Source organism: Microbacterium sp. TW_SC_2 (genome assembly GCF_055361165.1).
On sequence record NZ_CM143952.1, the window covers coordinates 816,060 to 831,525 of the forward strand.

Below are 15,466 nucleotides of genomic sequence, written 5' to 3' on the forward strand. Positions count from 1 at the left end.
GGGACGGGAGCCCCGCTCAGGGCAGCCGGAACGGGTCGGCGGCGCGGGCGCCCGGATCGATCGCCAGCTCGGCGAGGACCGCGCCGACCCCGGTCGCGAACTTGAAGCCGTGGCCCGAGAACCCGGCGCCGACGACGATCCGCCCGCGGCGGTCGAGCACGAACGTGCCGTCGTCCGTGGAGGTGTAGGTGCAGCTGATCGGCACGGCGCTGTCGGCGTCGAGCCCCGGCATCCACTCGCGTACGTAGTCTCTCAGCGCCGCCTGGTGCGTGGGGTGGTGCGGCCGCGCATCCGGATCGACCTCGTCGCCCGCCCGATGGAAGCCGACCTTCACGCCTTCTCCCGGCGTCGGCATGCCGTACACCGTGGCGGGGTGCTCGGGAAGCCCCACGAAGTGGTTGAACGAGGGCCATGCGGCATCCGTCCGGATCGCGAAATGCGCCGGCGTCTCCTCGGTGACCGTCAGCCGGGGCAGGCCGAGGCGGGAGAGCAACGCGTGCGTCCAGGCGCCGGCCGTCGCGACGAGCGTCTCGGCATGCACCCGGGTGCCGTCGGCGAGCTGCGCCACCGCACCCGCGGGGTCTTCGCCGATGTGGGCCACCGGCGTGTTCCAGCGCACCTCTCCGCCGCCCGCGATGATGCGCCGCTCGAGCTCGCGCAGGGCATCGGCGGCCCGCACGACGCCGGCGTCCGCCGACCACAGCACATCGCCGTCGAAGCGCATCCCGGGCCAGCGGCGCGCGGCCTCCGCCGCTGTCAGCGGCTCTGCGAGGATGCCGTGCGCCGCGAGAGCGTCGTGCACGGCGACCGTGTCGATCGCACCGTGCGAGACCAGTCCGTGCAGGCGCAGCAGCGGTTCGTCGCCCACCGCGCCGAGCGCATCCCACCCCGCACGGGAGCGTCCGAGGAGGTCGAGGTAGTGCTCCTCGGTGTACGCGTTGTTGAAGTTGCGGGTGGCGCCGTGGGACGCGCCCTCGTGGTGGCCGCGGGCGAAACGCTCGAACACCACCGGACGGTGTCCACGGCGCGTCAGCTCCCAGGCCGTCGCCAGCCCCATCACGCCACCGCCGACGATCGCGATGTCCACGGTCTCCGTCTTCACGCTGCCTCCTGAGTCGCATCCAGTCTCCCAGCCATCACCGCCCCCGACGCCCGGGTAGGCTGGACGGGTGACCATGGAGATCGAGCTCGGCCGAGGAAAGCGCGCACGCCGCGCGTACACGTTCGACGACATCGCGGTGGTGCCCTCGCGGCGCACGCGCAACCCGGAGGACGTGTCGACCTCGTGGACGATCGACGCCTTCGGCTTCGACATCCCGGTGCTCGGTGCGCCGATGGACTCCGTCGTGAGCCCGCAGACCGCCATCATGCTGGGCAAGCTCGGCGGTCTCGGCGTCCTCGACCTCGAGGGCCTGTGGACCCGGTACGAAGACCCCGAGCCGCTGCTCGCGGAGATCGCGGGTCTCGACGAGCACCAGGCGACGGTGCGGATGCAGGAGCTGTACTCCGAGCCGATCAAGCCCGAGCTCATCACGCGCCGACTGGCGGAGGTGCGCGAAGCCGGCGTGACGGTGGCCGGATCCCTCACCCCGCAGCGCACGCAGGAGTACTACGACACGGTGGCCGCCGCCGGTGTCGACCTCTTCGTGATCCGCGGCACCACCGTTTCGGCCGAGCACGTCTCGAGCGTCGCCGAGCCCCTGAATCTCAAGAAGTTCATCTACGACCTCGACGTGCCGGTGATCGTCGGCGGTGCGGCCACCTACACCGCCGCCCTGCATCTGATGCGCACCGGCGCCGCCGGCGTCCTCGTCGGCTTCGGCGGGGGAGCGGCCTCCACCACCCGGGCCACGCTCGGGATCCACGCGCCGATGGCGACGGCCGTCTCCGACGTCGCCGCCGCCCGTCGCGACTACCTCGACGAGTCGGGCGGACGCTACGTGCACGTGATCGCCGACGGCGGCGTCGGCACGTCCGGCGACATCGTGAAGGCGCTTGCCATGGGGGCGGATGCGGTGATGCTCGGCGTCGCCCTCGCCCGCGCCACCGATGCACCGGGACAGGGGTTCCACTGGGGGCCGGAGGCCCACCACCCGAAGCTGCCCCGCGGCCACCGGGTGCGCGTCGGCGGCATCGGCACGCTCGAGGAGATCCTCTACGGTCCTGCGCCCGTCGCCGACGGCACGGCCAACCTGATCGGTGCACTGCGCAAGTCGATGGCGACCACGGGATACTCCGACCTCAAGGAGTTCCAGCGCGTCGAGGTCGTCCTGGCGCCCTACGAGGCCTGACGGGCGCGCGCACGACCGTGACCTCCCCCCAGCTGTTCCCGCCGACCCTGCGCGAGGTCATGCTCCGCGGGCGATGGATCGGCATGCTGCTGCTGTGTCTGGTCGTGGCCGGCCTGTTCGCGTGGCTCGGCCAGTGGCAGCTCGAACGCGCGATCGAGACGGATCCGCCGCCCGCGGGAGTGACCGAGCAGGTGCAGCCGCTCGCGGAGACGCTCGCCCCCGGCGAGTACCTGCCGGAGCCGTTGGTCGGTCAGCGCGTCGAGACCGCGGGCGTGTGGGTCGCCGATGACTTCCTGGTCGTCTCCCACCGCTTCAACGACGAGGTGGAGGGGTACTGGGTCACCGGACAGCTGCGCGTCGCCGAGCGCACCTCGATCGCCGTGGCCGTCGGGTGGGCGCCCGACCTGGAGACCGCGCGGGCGGCAGCCGCGGAGCTGAACGACGGCGCGGACGGCGCCGAGGTGACGATCACCGGCCGCATCATCTCGGACGAAGGTCCTTCGGTGCCGCCGCGCACGGAGCCCGAACGCATGGACCGCATGTCGCCGGCAGCACTGCTCAGTCGCTGGCACGACACCGAGCAGCTCGACGTCTACCGCCCGTATCTCGCTTCCACCACCGCTTCCGCGGGTCTCGTCGACATCGATTCGCCCGCCCCGGACGAGCTCTCGCCGGTGAACTGGCTGAACGTGTTCTACGCCGCCGAGTGGGCGATCTTCGCGGGCTTCGCGTTCTACCTCTGGTACCGCCTGGCGAAGGACGCCTGGGAGCGCGAGGTCGAGGAGTTCGAGGACGCCGAGCCCGCATCCGTGTGATCCGGTGCGCGTCTGCGCAGGGTGCCGTGCGCAGATGTCTGCTCGGATTGTGGGCGATCTCCGACCCTCGCCCACGATCCGATGAGCGCTCGGTGACCAATCGGCAAACACCGTTGAGGATGTCGGAGCCGCTCCGTAAGCTCGCAACATGTGTGCGGGCTGAAAGATCTCAGTTCGCGCCGTGACAGATTCCTGAGAGATGTCGCGACACCGACAGAGGAGACAGCACCGATGATGTCCGCTCCCGAGGACGGGGCCCGCATGGCCCCCGTCTCGCACCGTTCGAACAGGCGGCGCCTCGGCGCTCTCGCCGTGACCTGCGTGGCAGCACTGGGCTTCGGCTCGCTGACCTCCGCGCCCGTGATCGCCGACACCGCAGGCACGGGGGTGGTGATCAACGAGGCATACCTCTCGGGCGGAAGCGCCGGTGCGGCGTTCCGGAACAAGTTCGTCGAACTGCACAACCCCACGTCGCAGCCGATCACCCTCGACGGCATGTCGCTGCAGTACCGCTCGGCGACGGGGACGGGGTCGTTCAACGGCGTCGCCCCGCTCACCGGCGTGATCCCCGCCGGGGGCTTCTATCTCGTGCAGGGCAACAGCAACGGCACCAACGGCGCCGAGCTCCCGGCCCCCGACGCGGTCAGCACGCTGACCCCGAGCGGCACCAACGGCACCCTCGCGCTCGTCGAGGGCACGGCGGCGGTCGCGCTGACCCCCGGTTCGACGGTGGGCGCCGACGGCGTGATCGATCTGCTCGGCTATGGCACCTCGAACACGTTCGAGACGGCGGCCGCGACCTCGCCCACGGGCAACACCGACGTCAAGTCGCTCAACCGCACCGGCGGGGCCGACACCGACGACAACAGCGCGGACTTCACGCTCTCGGCGACGATCACCCCGCAGAGCTCGGGTGCGACCGATCCGACCGACCCCACGGATCCGACCGATCCCACGGATCCGACCGAGCCCACGACGGCGACGATCGCCGAGGTCCAGGGCACGACCGACGTCTCGCCGTTGAGCGGGCAGACCGTCCGGGTCGAGGGTGTCGTCACGGCCGACTACCGCACCGGCGGCTACAAGGGCATCGTGATCCAGACCCAGGGATCCGGTGGAGAGGCCGACGCGACGCCCGGAGCCTCCGACGGCGTCTTCGTCTTCCTGAACGCGCTGGCCCCGACCGTCGCGATCGGCGACCTCGTCTCGGTGACCGGCTCGGTGAGCGAGTACTTCGGTCAGACGCAGCTGAACCCCGGCGCGGTGACCGACGTCGAGGTCCTGTCCACCGGCGTCGGCGTTCCGGCGCTCACCCCGCTGCCCGACACCGTGCTCGGAGGCGACCGCGAGCAGTACGAGAACATGTACGTGGCTCCGTCGGGCACCTATCGCCTCGCCTCGAGCCACCAGCTCTACAACTTCGGCACCCTGTGGCTGAACGCCGGGGCCGAGCTCAACGTCAAGAGCACGGAGACGACGCGCCCCGGCGACGCCGCCTCCGCGATCGCCGCCGCGAACCGGGCGAACCGGGTGCTGCTGGACGACGGCTGGTCGCTCCAGGTCACCAACAACGGGCACCCGGGCGAGCAGCCCTACTTCACGAAGGACGCGGTCGTGCGCAACGGCGACACGGTCGACTTCAGCGATGAGGGCTACGTGCTGCAGTGGGGCTTCGACGACTGGCGCCTGCAGCCGACGATCCCCATCGACGACTCCTCCCCGGCCGAGCTCACGGTCGCCTTCGACCCGACCAACCCCCGCACCGAGTCGGCCCCCGAGGTCGGCGGCGATGCGCAGGTCGCGTCGTTCAACGTGTACAACTACTTCACGACCCTGAAGTCGGAGAACTCCGACGCTCGCGGTGCCTCGACGGCCGCGCAGTTCGCCATCCAGAAGTCGAAGATCGTCGCGGCGATCAACGGGCTCGACGCCGAGATCGTCTCCCTGATGGAGATCGAGAACTCGGTGAAGCTCGGCGAGCCGATCGACTCGGCGCTGGCCGACCTGGTCGACGGACTCAACGCCGACGCCGGCAGCGACGTGTGGGACTACGTGCCCACCCCTGATGCACTGAACGACGCGGCGACGACCGACTTCATCACGAACGCGATCATCTACAAGAAGGATGCGGTCACGACGGTCGGCGACAGCGCCACGGTCACGGATGAGACGGTCTGGGACAACGCGCGCGAGCCGATCGCACAGGCGTTCGACATCGACGGACGGGTCGTGACGGTCGTCGCGAACCACCTGAAGTCCAAGTCCCCGCCGCAGGGCGCGGGGGCGGAGCCGGCCGACGGCCAGGGCTTCTTCAACGCCGATCGTGTCGCTCAGGCGCAGGCGATCCTGGCCTTCACGGAGGAGCTCGAGGAGACGACCGGCAGCAGCGACATGCTGCTGATCGGCGACTTCAACGCCTACAGCGAGGAAGACCCGATCGATGTCTTCACCTCGAACGGGTGGAGCGACCTGGTGGCCGACACGACCGACGGCGAGTACACCTACACGTTCGACGGTGAGCTGGGCTCGCTCGACCACGTGATCGCCTCGCCCTCGCTGAGCGCCTCCATCACGGGTGCCGGTGTCTGGACCATCAACTCTCCCGAGTGGAGCGATCGCGGCTACGCGTTCGGTGCCACGGAGGCCGGAACGCCGTACCGGTCCAGCGACCACGACCCGATCATCGTCGGCGTCTCCTCGGAGATCCCGCCGGTGAGCATCGACGTCGTCACGATCAACGACTTCCACGGACGCATCGAAGCCGACGGTGCTGCCGCGGGGGCCGCGGTCGTCGCCGGTGCCGTGCAGCAGTTCCGTGCGGAGAACCCGAACACGATCTTCGCCGGTGCCGGCGACCTGATCGGCGCGTCGACGTTCACGTCGTTCATCAACGACGACAACCCGACGATCGATGCGCTGAACGCGGCCGGTCTCGATGTGAGCGCGGCCGGCAACCACGAGTTCGACCAGGGCTGGGAGGACCTGCGCGACCGCGTGCAGGATCGCGCGGACTGGGAGTACATCTCCTCGAACGTGTTCCTGACCGAGACCGGTGAGCCGGCGCTCGCCCCGGCCTGGGTGAAGGAGCTCGACGGAGTGAAGGTCGGCTTCGTCGGCGCCGTCACGGAAGACCTCGACTCTCTCGTGTCGCCCGACGGCATCGCCGACCTCGAGGTCCGCAGCATCGTCGACTCCGTGAACGCGGTCGCCGACGATCTGCGCGACGGCGACGCCTCCAACGGCGAGGCCGACGTGGTCATCCTCCTGGTGCACGAGGGCGCGTCGAGCGCGGAGCTCTCCAGCATCACGGAAGACTCCCCGCTGGGCGAGATCGTGTACGGCGTCGATCAGGACGTCGACGCCATCGTCTCGGCGCACACCCACCTCGCGTACAACCACGTCATCGACGGTCGCCCCGTCGTCTCGGCGGGGCAGTACGGCGAGAACCTGGGCCTGATGAACCTGCAGGTCGACCCGACGACGAAGGAGCTCCTCTCGATCACCAACGAGATCAAGCCCCTCACGGCTGCGGGCAAGCCGCTCTACCCGGCGGTGCCGGAGGTCGCGGACATCGTCGCGAAAGCGAAGGCCGACGCGGATGTGCTCGGTGCGATCAAGGTCGGGGACATCACCGCCGACTTCAACCGCGCTCGCCAGACGAACGGCTCGGAGAACCGCGGGGGCGAGTCCACGATCGGCAACTTCGTCGCCGACGTGCAGAAGTGGTCGACGGGCGCCGACATCGCCCTGATGAACCCGGGCGGCATCCGTGCGAACCTCACGTACGCCTCCTCCGGCGCATCCGACCCCGCGGGCAACGTCACGTACCGCGAGGCCGCCACGGTGCAGCCGTTCGCCAACACGCTCGTGACGATGACGCTCACCGGGGCGCAGCTGAAGAGCGTGCTGGAGGAGCAGTGGCAGCCTGCGGGTTCGGCGCGGCCGTTCCTGAAGCTCGGCGTCTCGGAGGGGCTCGTGTACACCTACGACCCCGCCGCGGCCCCGGGCGCGCGCATCACCGGGATCACGCTCGACGGAACACCCGTCGATGCGACCGCAAGCTACACCGTCGCGGCGAACTCGTTCCTGGCGGCGGGCGGCGACAACTTCGCCACCCTCGCTCAGGGCGCGGACAAGCGCGACACGGGCAAGATCGACCTGCAGTCCATGGTCGACTGGTTCGACGCCAACAAGACGGCGACGCCCGACCAGGCCCAGCGTGCGGTGGGAGTCACCGTCAGTGCGGCCGACGCCGACGGCTACACGGCCGGCGATCAGGTCACGGTGGCGCTGTCGTCGCTCGCGTTCAGCGCGGGGGAGCCGGCTCCGGGCGAGGTGACGCTCTCCCTGGGCGGCACGCAGCTCGCGACCGGGGTCGTCGACCCCGCCGTGGTCGACACCACGGATGAGGCGGGGCGTGCGAGCCTGACCTTCACGGTTCCGTCCGGTGTGTTCGGCGAGCAGCAGCTCACCGTCGCTGTCGCCGCAACCGGCACGACCGTGCAGGTGCCGTTCACGATCAGTGGCGAGGCCGCCTTCGCCGGCAGCATCGACCTGGGCTCCTCGAAGGTGGCGGCCGGCAAGAAGCTGGTCATCACCGGTGAGGGATACCAGCCCGGCGAGACGGTCGCGGTGCAGCTGCGACCGAAGAAGGGCGCCCCGATCGACGTCGGCACGGTGCAGGTCACGGCAGAGGGTGACTTCACCACCTCCGTGACCGTGCCCAAGAGCACCAAGGCCGGCAAGTACACGGTCGCGGTCTCGCAGAACGACGGGGACGCAGCGACGGCCACCGTCACGGTCACCAAGGCCGGCGGCATCATCGGGTCGATCCTCGACTGGCTCTGGGATCTGCTGACCGGGTGGTGGTGACCCGGCGGCGCGGATGACGCGACGAGGGCCGTCGGGAGAGATCCCGGCGGCCCTCGTCATGTCATCGGACGCGACTTCGTCGCGACGCGGGCGCTAGGGCGTGAGCACCTGCACATCGGCCTGCGCGAGGGCCGCGGCGACGCTCGGCGGCGGGGGAGCGTCGGTGATCAGGTAGTCCGCCCGCTCCAGCTGGGCGATCTGTGCGAAGAATCGGCGCCCGACCTTCGAGGAGTCCGCCAGGATCGCGGTGCGCTCGGCCCGCTGCATCATCTCCGACATCATGGCGGCATCGCCGAGGTTGGATGCCGAATAGCCGCCCTCGTCCACGGCGCCGACACCGATCAGAGCCAGATCGCAGCGGATGTCGACCTCCGGCCCGCCCGGGGTCATCGTGAACGTCACGGGCCCCGTCGTCGCCTGGGTGATCGAGCGGACGGCTCCGCCGAAGACGTAGAGGTCGCGGAACGCGGACGGCGCGATCTCGGCCGGGATGCGCAGATTGTTGGTCGCGATCGTCAGGTCCTGGTGATTGCGCAATGCCCGGGCCACGGCGAGAGTGGTCGTGCCGGCGTTCAGCATGATCACGGAACCGTCCTCGACGAGTCCGGCCGCGATGCGAGCGATGCGTTCCTTCTCCTCGGTCTGCACGCGCATGCGCACATCGAGTGCACGGTCTTTGAGCGGACCGCTCGCGGCGCTGACCGCGCCCCCGTGCGTGCGCACGAGCACGCCTTCGCGGTCGAGCTGATCCAGATCACGTCGGATGGTGTCGATCGAGACGCTGAAGTGCTCGGCCAGATCGCTGACGGTGACCTGACCGGTCTGCTCGACGTAGGAGGCGAGATCCGCTTTCCGTCCGGCGGGGAGGCGACGTCGTTGTGCCGTTGCTGAAGCATCCATGCAGACATCTTTAGCACAAGATCCCGAACAACACCGCATACATGCGCAGAAAGCCGCACAATGTGCCGGAGGCCCCATGATCCGCGTCAGGACGCAGGAGTTCGCAGATAACGGTCTGGTTTCATCGCGAATACTGCTTGACGTTTCTGCAGATGTCGGCATAACATTGCTCAAAACCGCATGAACAAGCATTGAAGCGCGTTGTGCGGCACGATCTCGAAGAGGAGAAGTGATGATCACAGTGGGACGAGGGCAGCGACGCACCCTCACGCTCGTCGGAGCCGCGACCGCAGCCGTTTCCCTGCTGGCGGTGGCTGGGTGCACCTCCAGCCCGTCGGCCGACGGCGGCGACAGCGAAGGCAACGTGACGATCGAATTCGCGCAGTGGTGGGAGCCTGAGCTTCCCGACGGCGAATTCCGCGCACTCATCGACAAGTTCGAGGAGGCGAACCCGGACATCACCGTCGATCTGGTGAGCGGCCCGTACGCCTCCACCAAGGAGCAGCTCTTCGCCGGTGCGGCATCCGGCACCATGCCCGACGTGGTCGGCCTCGACGGTGCCTGGGTCAACGACTTCGCCTCGCAGGGCGTCATCGCCGACCTGACCGCGCTCATGGAGGAGTACGACTACGACGACAGCGAGCTGGCGAGCCAGATCCAGGTCGACGGCAGCACCTACATGATCCCGGTCGTGAACTTCGTCTACCCGATGTTCACGAACGACACCCTGCTGGAAGAGGCGGGAGTCGCCGCCCCTCCGACCACGCGCAGCGAGTTCGCGGACGCCGCGGCACAGATCTCCGCCCTCGGCGGCGACGCCTCCGGCTGGGTCCTCCCGCTCTCGCTCGAGGCGCCCAACGGCGTGCAGAACGACGTGATGTCGTGGGTCTGGGCATCCGGCGGATCCATGCTGAAGGACGGTCAGCCCGACCTGACGAACGCCGACGTGACCTCGGCGGTCGAGTACATCGGCGGTCTCTGGGACGACGGCGTGATCGCCTCCGGCTCGTTCACGATGAAGGAGCAGGACAAGGTCGAGGAGTTCGCGAACGGCCGTGTCGGCATGATGATCGACACACTCGCCCACATCAACCTGATCCGCGAGACGAATCCCGATCTGAAGTTCTCGATCTCGGCGCTGCCCGCGGAAGACGGCTACGACGGCGAACGCGGCATCCCCTACGCATCGTGGGGCATCGGTGTCGCGGAGAACTCCGAGCACAAGGAAGCCGCGTTCAAGCTCGTCGAGTTCCTGATGAGCGAGGACACCAACTCCGAGCTGTCGACCATGGCGAAGGCGTTCCCCGGCAACTCCCAGTCGGTGCCCGACTTCGTGAACGACGACGAGCTGTTCAAGAAGGCGTTCGAGATCTACCAGGCGGGATACCCGGCGAACGAGTTCACCGGACTGCCCGTGGCAGAGGAGCTCATGCGTCTGCTCGGCGAGCAGCTGCAAGCGGCCTTCGACGGACAGCAGTCGATCGACGACGCGCTGAAGAAGGCGCAGGAGGCCTGGGCGGCGGAGTTCTGATCACCCGTCTCCCCGCATGAACGGGGTGCCGCATCGCGGATGCGATGCGGCACCCGACCAACCTAGGAGCACCGGTTCCCATGAGCCTCAGAACCCACGACGACACCGAGGTGATCGTCACCGGAGTCTCGCTGTCGCGCAGACGCCGTCAGCTGCGCAAGACCACCGAGTCGTACGCCTTCCTCTCGCCCACGATCATCCTGCTGTTCGTGCTGATGATCGTCCCGATCGTCATGGTGATCGGCTACTCGTTCCAGGACAACGTGATCCTGAACAAGTCGCCGGAGTTCGTCGGCATCGCGAACTACGTGGAGATCCTCTCCGACCCGGGTTTCTGGAAGGCCACCGGCAACACGATCCTCTTCACCGTCGCGAGCGTCGTGGCGCACCTGGTGCTGGGCCTCGGCTTCGCCATGATGCTGAACAGCCCGCTGCTCGGCGGCTTCGCCCGGTCGATCTTCCGGGCACTCTACGTCCTGCCGTGGCTCTTCACGGTCGCCGTGATCGCGGTCCTGTGGCGGATGCTGCTCGCCCCGAACGGCGTCATCAACTTCCTGCTCAACACCGACATCGAGTGGCTGGCCTCGCCCCAGCTCGCCCTCGGCACCATCATCTTCATCAACATCTGGGCCGGCTACCCCTTCTTCATGGTGAGCCTGCTGGCAGGCCTCCAGGGCATCCCGAACGAGTTGAACGAGGCGGCGACCGTGGACGGCGCCGGTGCGATCCAGAGGTTCTGGAACGTCACGATCCCGCAGCTGCGCCCGATCATCGTCAGCCTCGTGCTGCTCGACCTCATCTGGACCTCGCAGCAGTTCGCGCTGATCTGGATGACGACAGGCGGAGGGCCGATCGACGTCACCGAGGTGCTCAGCACGTTCACCTACAAGCTGGCCTTCGCCAAGTACGACTTCTCGCTCGCGGCGACCTCCGCCGTGCTGGTCCTCCTCATGTCGATGGTGCTGGCCGTGTTCTACGTGCGGCACCAGAAAGCGAGGGACTGATCATGGCTCTCACCGTCAAGAACCAGCGCATCGCCGCCAAGACCGGCGTCACGATCGGCCTGATCCTGGGTGCGGTGTTCGCCGCCGGCCCGGTGCTGTGGATGCTGTCGAGCTCGTTCAAGTCGAACACGCAGATCTTCGAGCTGCCCCCGCGTCTGATCACCGACACGTTCTCGTTCGACGCGTACATCGCGATCTTCACCAACCCCGAGACGATGAGGTTCTTCCTCAACAGCTACGTCGTCGCCGGGGCGGTGACGATCCTCACCCTGATCGTCGCGATCCAGGCCGCCTACGCCTTCAGCCGCTTCGAGTTCCGAGGCAAGCGCATCCTCAACGTCGTGATCGTGAGCGTGCAGGCGGTCCCGCCCATCACGCTGCTGATCCCGTACTTCGGGCTCATGGTCGCCCTCGGGCTCTACAACTCGTACCTGGGCCTGATCCTCACCTACATGGTGTTCACGCTGCCCTACGCGATCATCATGATGACCGGCTACTTCAACACCCTGCCGAAGGAGCTCGACGAGGCCGTCCGCGTCGACGGGGCGGGGTCGATGACCGCCCTGTGGCGCATCCTCGTGCCGATCTCGATCCCCGGCATCGTGTCGGTCGGCATCTACACGTTCATGATCGCCTGGAACGAGTACCTGTTCGCGCTGACGCTCACCCGCACGATCGACATGCGCACGGTGCCGATCGGCATCCAGCTCCTGATGGGTCAGCACTCCTACGAGTGGAACCAGATCATGGCGATGAGCGTGCTCGGCTCGATCCCGGTGCTCATCCTCTTCCTCTTCTTCCAGCGCTACTTCATCAGCGGTCTCACGGCCGGCTCGGTGAAGAGCTGACATCCGTCACCCCAGACTTCGACCACCACGAAACAGGAGAAATCACGTGCTCTACACCGGCAAATCCATCCTCGATGTCGCGAACACGCACAACTTCGCGATCCCCGCGTTCAACATCAGCGACTGGGCGATGTTCAACGGCATCATCGACATCAGCGAGGAGCTGGCCGCACCGGTCATCATCGCGATCCACCCCGACGAGGTCTCTCACATCACGACGGACCTGATCGCGGCGATGCACTCGCGGGCGCACCGCGCGAGCGTGCCGGTGGCGATCCACTGGGATCACGGCGGCACCTACGAGCAGATGATCGTCGCGATCCAGGCGGGATTCACCTCCGTCATGATCGACGCCTCTCTGCTGCCGTTCGATGAGAACGTCGCCCTGACGCGCAAGGTCGTCGAGGCGGCGCACGCGGTGGGCGTGCAGGTGGAGGGCGAGCTCGGCACGATCGGCGCGAACGACAGCTACGGCGAGTCCGGCGCCGCCGAGATCATCTACACGAACCCGGACGACGCGGTGCGCTTCGTGCAGGAGACCGGCGTCGACAGCCTGGCGATCGCGATCGGCACCTCGCACGGTCTCTACCCGGCCGAGAAGAACCCGGAGCTGCGTCATGATCTGCTCGAGCAGATCAAGGCGGCCGTCGGCATCCCGCTCGTGCTGCACGGAGGATCGTCGAACCCCGACTCCGAGCTGCGCCGCGCGGTCGAACTGGGCGTCAACAAGATCAACATCTCGAGCGACATCAAGGTGTCGTACCACAACCGCATGCGCGAGATCCTCGGCACCGACGAGCGTCTGCGCGAGCCGAACGCGATCCAGCCGGAGCCGATCGCAGCCATGAAGGTCACCGCAGCTGAGAAGATCAGACTCTTCGGTGCCGACGGCAAGGCCGAGCTGTACTGAGAAGCGAGGATTCGACGGGGAGGACGATCGACGGATGATCGGCGACGGGGAGAGGCAGCTCGTGCTCGGGCTCGGCGGCACGGTCGATTTCGAACTGCGGTGGGATGCCGTGGTGCTCGACCGACTGGCGCATGAGCACCGCGTGCGGCGGCACGAGCTGACCCCCTCGGCGCCGATCACCGATGAGCGCTCCCTCCTGGTGACGATCCTGGCGTTCGTCGCGGCCGGCACCGGGGCCGAGCGCTTCGTCGCCTCCTCCGAGGTCGTCGAGGGGTTCGCCTCGCACTTCGCGTACGACGTGACCCTCGGCGGCACCGGGGTGCGGGCCGGTCTCGTGCTCGACAGCCTCGGCATCCCCAGCGTGCAGCACCTGGTGAGCATCGACGACAACGTCCGCCGGCTGCTGCCGGCCGGCATCACGATCCTCTCCTCGGCGACTCGCGACACGCTCGATCCGCACATGATCGTGCAGTACCCGGTGGGCGCGCGGGTGCGCCTGCTCGACGGTGACATCGTCTCGCCGGGGGCGAATCGGCTGATCTTCGCGAACGACCCTCCGAACCGGGAGATGGCGCTCGCCGCGGGGCTGCCCGACGCGCTCGCCCACGCCTCGGCGTTCCTGATCTCGGGGTTCAACACGATGCAGGACCACGCCCTCCTGGAGCGGCGTCTCGAGGAGATCCTGGTCGCGATGCGGCGACTGCCGGCGGATGCGCTGGTGTACTACGAGGACGCGGGCTTCTACACGCGGGCCTTCGCCGAGACCGTGCGGGCGCGCCTGCTGTCGCGCATCGACGTGTACGGCATGAACGAGGACGAGCTCCAGGAGTACCTCGGACGCTCCGTGAACCTGCTCGACGCGGGCGATGTGATCGCGGCGCTGGACGACGTCCGCGCGCTCATCCCCACTCCGGCGCTCGTCGTGCACACCCGGCACTGGGCGATCGTGGTCGGTGCGGATGCCGCGCGTCATCGGGAGGCCCTCGAGAGCGCGGTGCGTGTGGCCGCGACCCGCTACCGCCTGGGCGACGGATTCACCGCGGCCGAGGCGGAGGCGACCGCGGGCATGGCCCGGCACCGGGGCGGCGCGGCACTCGTGGCCGCTGTCGAGGCCGCGCTGCCGGATGCCGTCGGGGTGCCCGCCTTCGCGCTCGATGTCGCCCGCCCGACCACGATCGGGCTCGGCGACAGCTTCGTCGGCGGCTTCCTCTCCGCCCACGCCCCCCGACCGCTGCACGCCCGCGTGCCCGCCCCCGCGCACGCGCAGGAAGGACCGGCGAGATGAACCCGATCCGACTCTCCTCGAACCGACCGCCCGAGCGCTTCTACCGCGGCGGCGCGCGCCTCGACGCCTTCCGGGGCGAGAGCGGCGCCGCCGAACGCGTGCCGGAGGACTGGGTGGCCTCGACCACCACGATCCGCGGCGAGCAGTCGCTCGGCCTGAGCACGCTCCCCGACGGACGCCTCCTGCGGGACGCGGTCGAAGCCGACCCCGTCGCCTGGCTCGGGACCGCTCACGCGGACCGCTGGGGCGCCGACATCCGACTGCTGGTCAAGATCCTCGATGCGGGGCAGCGACTCCCGGTGCATGCCCACCCGCACGACGACTTCGCCGCGTCGCACCTCGGCCGCGCGCACGGCAAGGCCGAGGCCTGGTACATCCTGGAGGGCGGCACGGTGCATGTCGGCCTCCAGCGCGACATCGACCCGGCCCGGCTGGCCGGACTCGTCGAGGAACAGGCCGTCGACGAACTGCTCGCGCTCCTGCACGAGGTCGAGGTCGCCCCCGGCGACGTCGTCTGGGTGCCGCCGGGGGAGCTGCACGCGATCGGGGCCGGAGTGCTGCTGCTCGAGCTGCAGCAGCCGGAGGACCTGTCGATCCTGCTCGAGTGGGAGGGATTCGCGATCGACGGTCCCGGGCTCGGTCATCTGGGACTCGGCTTCGACCTCGCCCTCACCGCCGTGAACACCCGCGGGCGCAGCGACGCCGACATGCGCGGCATCGTGCAGACGGCCCCGCCGTCGGGATCGGTGTTCCCGAGCGAGGCCGACGAATACTTCCGTCTGCACCGGCTCCCGGTCGAGGGCGAGGCCAGGATCGAACCGGGCTTCTCGATCGTGGTGGTCGCGGACGGCACGGTCGAGATCGCGGGGGAGCGGTTCGACGCCGGTTCGACGCTGCTGGTGCCGGCGAGTGCGGGAGGCCTCGGGGTGCACGGCGGCGGCGAGCTGCTGATCGCCCGTCCGCCGGAGTCGTGACCGGGCTCACTCCCGCTCGGCGCCGGACGCCTCCGC

At 68.7% G+C, this 15,466-nt stretch carries 11 protein-coding genes; 9 read left to right on the forward strand and 2 right to left on the reverse strand.

Features of this window, described 5'->3' with window-relative positions:
* Positions 1-16: 16 nt before the first annotated feature.
* Entirely contained in the window at positions 17-1,102 is a 1,086-nt protein-coding gene (locus ACWA14_RS03900) for an FAD-dependent oxidoreductase (protein ID WP_463796173.1), read from the reverse strand.
* Between the two features lie 73 nt (positions 1,103-1,175).
* On the opposite strand from ACWA14_RS03900, the gene ACWA14_RS03905 reads away from it, so the two are divergent.
* The 3 genes from ACWA14_RS03905 (at position 1,176) to ACWA14_RS03915 (ending at position 7,978) form a co-directional block, all read left to right on the forward strand.
* Positions 1,176-2,291, forward strand: a complete 1,116-nt coding sequence (locus ACWA14_RS03905) for a GuaB3 family IMP dehydrogenase-related protein (RefSeq protein ID WP_463797497.1) — start codon at positions 1,176-1,178, stop codon at positions 2,289-2,291.
* A 59-nt stretch (positions 2,292-2,350) separates the two neighbouring features.
* A complete protein-coding gene (locus tag ACWA14_RS03910) occupies positions 2,351-3,106 on the forward strand; it encodes an SURF1 family protein (RefSeq protein ID WP_463797499.1) in 756 nt (251 codons plus the stop codon).
* Between the two features lie 231 nt (positions 3,107-3,337).
* Positions 3,338-7,978 carry an ExeM/NucH family extracellular endonuclease gene (locus tag ACWA14_RS03915; protein ID WP_463796174.1) on the forward strand — a complete coding sequence of 1,547 codons (4,641 nt, stop codon included), beginning with the start codon at positions 3,338-3,340 and terminating at the stop codon, positions 7,976-7,978.
* 93 nt (positions 7,979-8,071) lie between these two features.
* Here the strand turns inward: ACWA14_RS03915 and ACWA14_RS03920 are convergent, their stop codons facing one another.
* Positions 8,072-8,878: a DeoR/GlpR family DNA-binding transcription regulator gene (locus tag ACWA14_RS03920; protein WP_463796175.1), complete on the reverse strand. Its 807-nt coding sequence runs from the start codon at positions 8,876-8,878 to the stop codon at positions 8,072-8,074.
* Positions 8,879-9,110: 232 nt separating this feature from the next.
* On the opposite strand from ACWA14_RS03920, the gene ACWA14_RS03925 reads away from it, so the two are divergent.
* The 6 genes from ACWA14_RS03925 (at position 9,111) to ACWA14_RS03950 (ending at position 15,430) form a co-directional block, all read left to right on the forward strand.
* On the forward strand, positions 9,111-10,409 hold the full coding sequence (locus tag ACWA14_RS03925) for an ABC transporter substrate-binding protein (RefSeq protein ID WP_463796176.1): 1,299 nt from the start codon (positions 9,111-9,113) through the stop codon (positions 10,407-10,409).
* A gap of 80 nt (positions 10,410-10,489) precedes the next feature.
* Positions 10,490-11,413, forward strand: a complete 924-nt coding sequence (locus ACWA14_RS03930; RefSeq protein ID WP_463796177.1) for a carbohydrate ABC transporter permease — start codon at positions 10,490-10,492, stop codon at positions 11,411-11,413.
* A gap of 2 nt (positions 11,414-11,415) precedes the next feature.
* Positions 11,416-12,261 (forward strand): carbohydrate ABC transporter permease, encoded by an 846-nt coding sequence (locus ACWA14_RS03935; RefSeq protein WP_463796178.1) that lies wholly within the window; start codon positions 11,416-11,418, stop codon positions 12,259-12,261.
* A 46-nt stretch (positions 12,262-12,307) separates the two neighbouring features.
* Positions 12,308-13,171 (forward strand): ketose-bisphosphate aldolase, encoded by an 864-nt coding sequence (locus tag ACWA14_RS03940; protein ID WP_463796179.1) that lies wholly within the window; start codon positions 12,308-12,310, stop codon positions 13,169-13,171.
* Between the two features lie 34 nt (positions 13,172-13,205).
* Positions 13,206-14,456 carry an ADP-dependent glucokinase/phosphofructokinase gene (locus ACWA14_RS03945; RefSeq protein ID WP_463796180.1) on the forward strand — a complete coding sequence of 417 codons (1,251 nt, stop codon included), beginning with the start codon at positions 13,206-13,208 and terminating at the stop codon, positions 14,454-14,456.
* On the forward strand, positions 14,453-15,430 hold the full coding sequence (locus ACWA14_RS03950) for a class I mannose-6-phosphate isomerase (protein WP_463796181.1): 978 nt from the start codon (positions 14,453-14,455) through the stop codon (positions 15,428-15,430). Before ACWA14_RS03945 ends, ACWA14_RS03950 begins: the two co-directional genes overlap by 4 nt.
* Positions 15,431-15,466 lie beyond the last annotated feature (36 nt).

Bases quoted from the DNA above. Each gene is read 5' to 3' on its own strand.
- ACWA14_RS03905 (WP_463797497.1), top strand. From the start codon at position 1,176: ATGGAGATCGAGCTCGGCCGAGGAAAGCGCGCACGCCGCGCGTACACG.
- ACWA14_RS03910 (WP_463797499.1), top strand. From the start codon at position 2,351: ATGCTCCGCGGGCGATGGATCGGCATGCTGCTGCTGTGTCTGGTCGTG.
- ACWA14_RS03915 (WP_463796174.1), top strand. From the start codon at position 3,338: ATGATGTCCGCTCCCGAGGACGGGGCCCGCATGGCCCCCGTCTCGCAC.
- ACWA14_RS03920 (WP_463796175.1), bottom strand. From the start codon at position 8,878: ATGGATGCTTCAGCAACGGCACAACGACGTCGCCTCCCCGCCGGACGG.
- ACWA14_RS03925 (WP_463796176.1), top strand. From the start codon at position 9,111: ATGATCACAGTGGGACGAGGGCAGCGACGCACCCTCACGCTCGTCGGA.
- ACWA14_RS03930 (WP_463796177.1), top strand. From the start codon at position 10,490: ATGAGCCTCAGAACCCACGACGACACCGAGGTGATCGTCACCGGAGTC.
- ACWA14_RS03935 (WP_463796178.1), top strand. From the start codon at position 11,416: ATGGCTCTCACCGTCAAGAACCAGCGCATCGCCGCCAAGACCGGCGTC.
- ACWA14_RS03945 (WP_463796180.1), top strand. From the start codon at position 13,206: ATGATCGGCGACGGGGAGAGGCAGCTCGTGCTCGGGCTCGGCGGCACG.
- ACWA14_RS03950 (WP_463796181.1), top strand. From the start codon at position 14,453: ATGAACCCGATCCGACTCTCCTCGAACCGACCGCCCGAGCGCTTCTAC.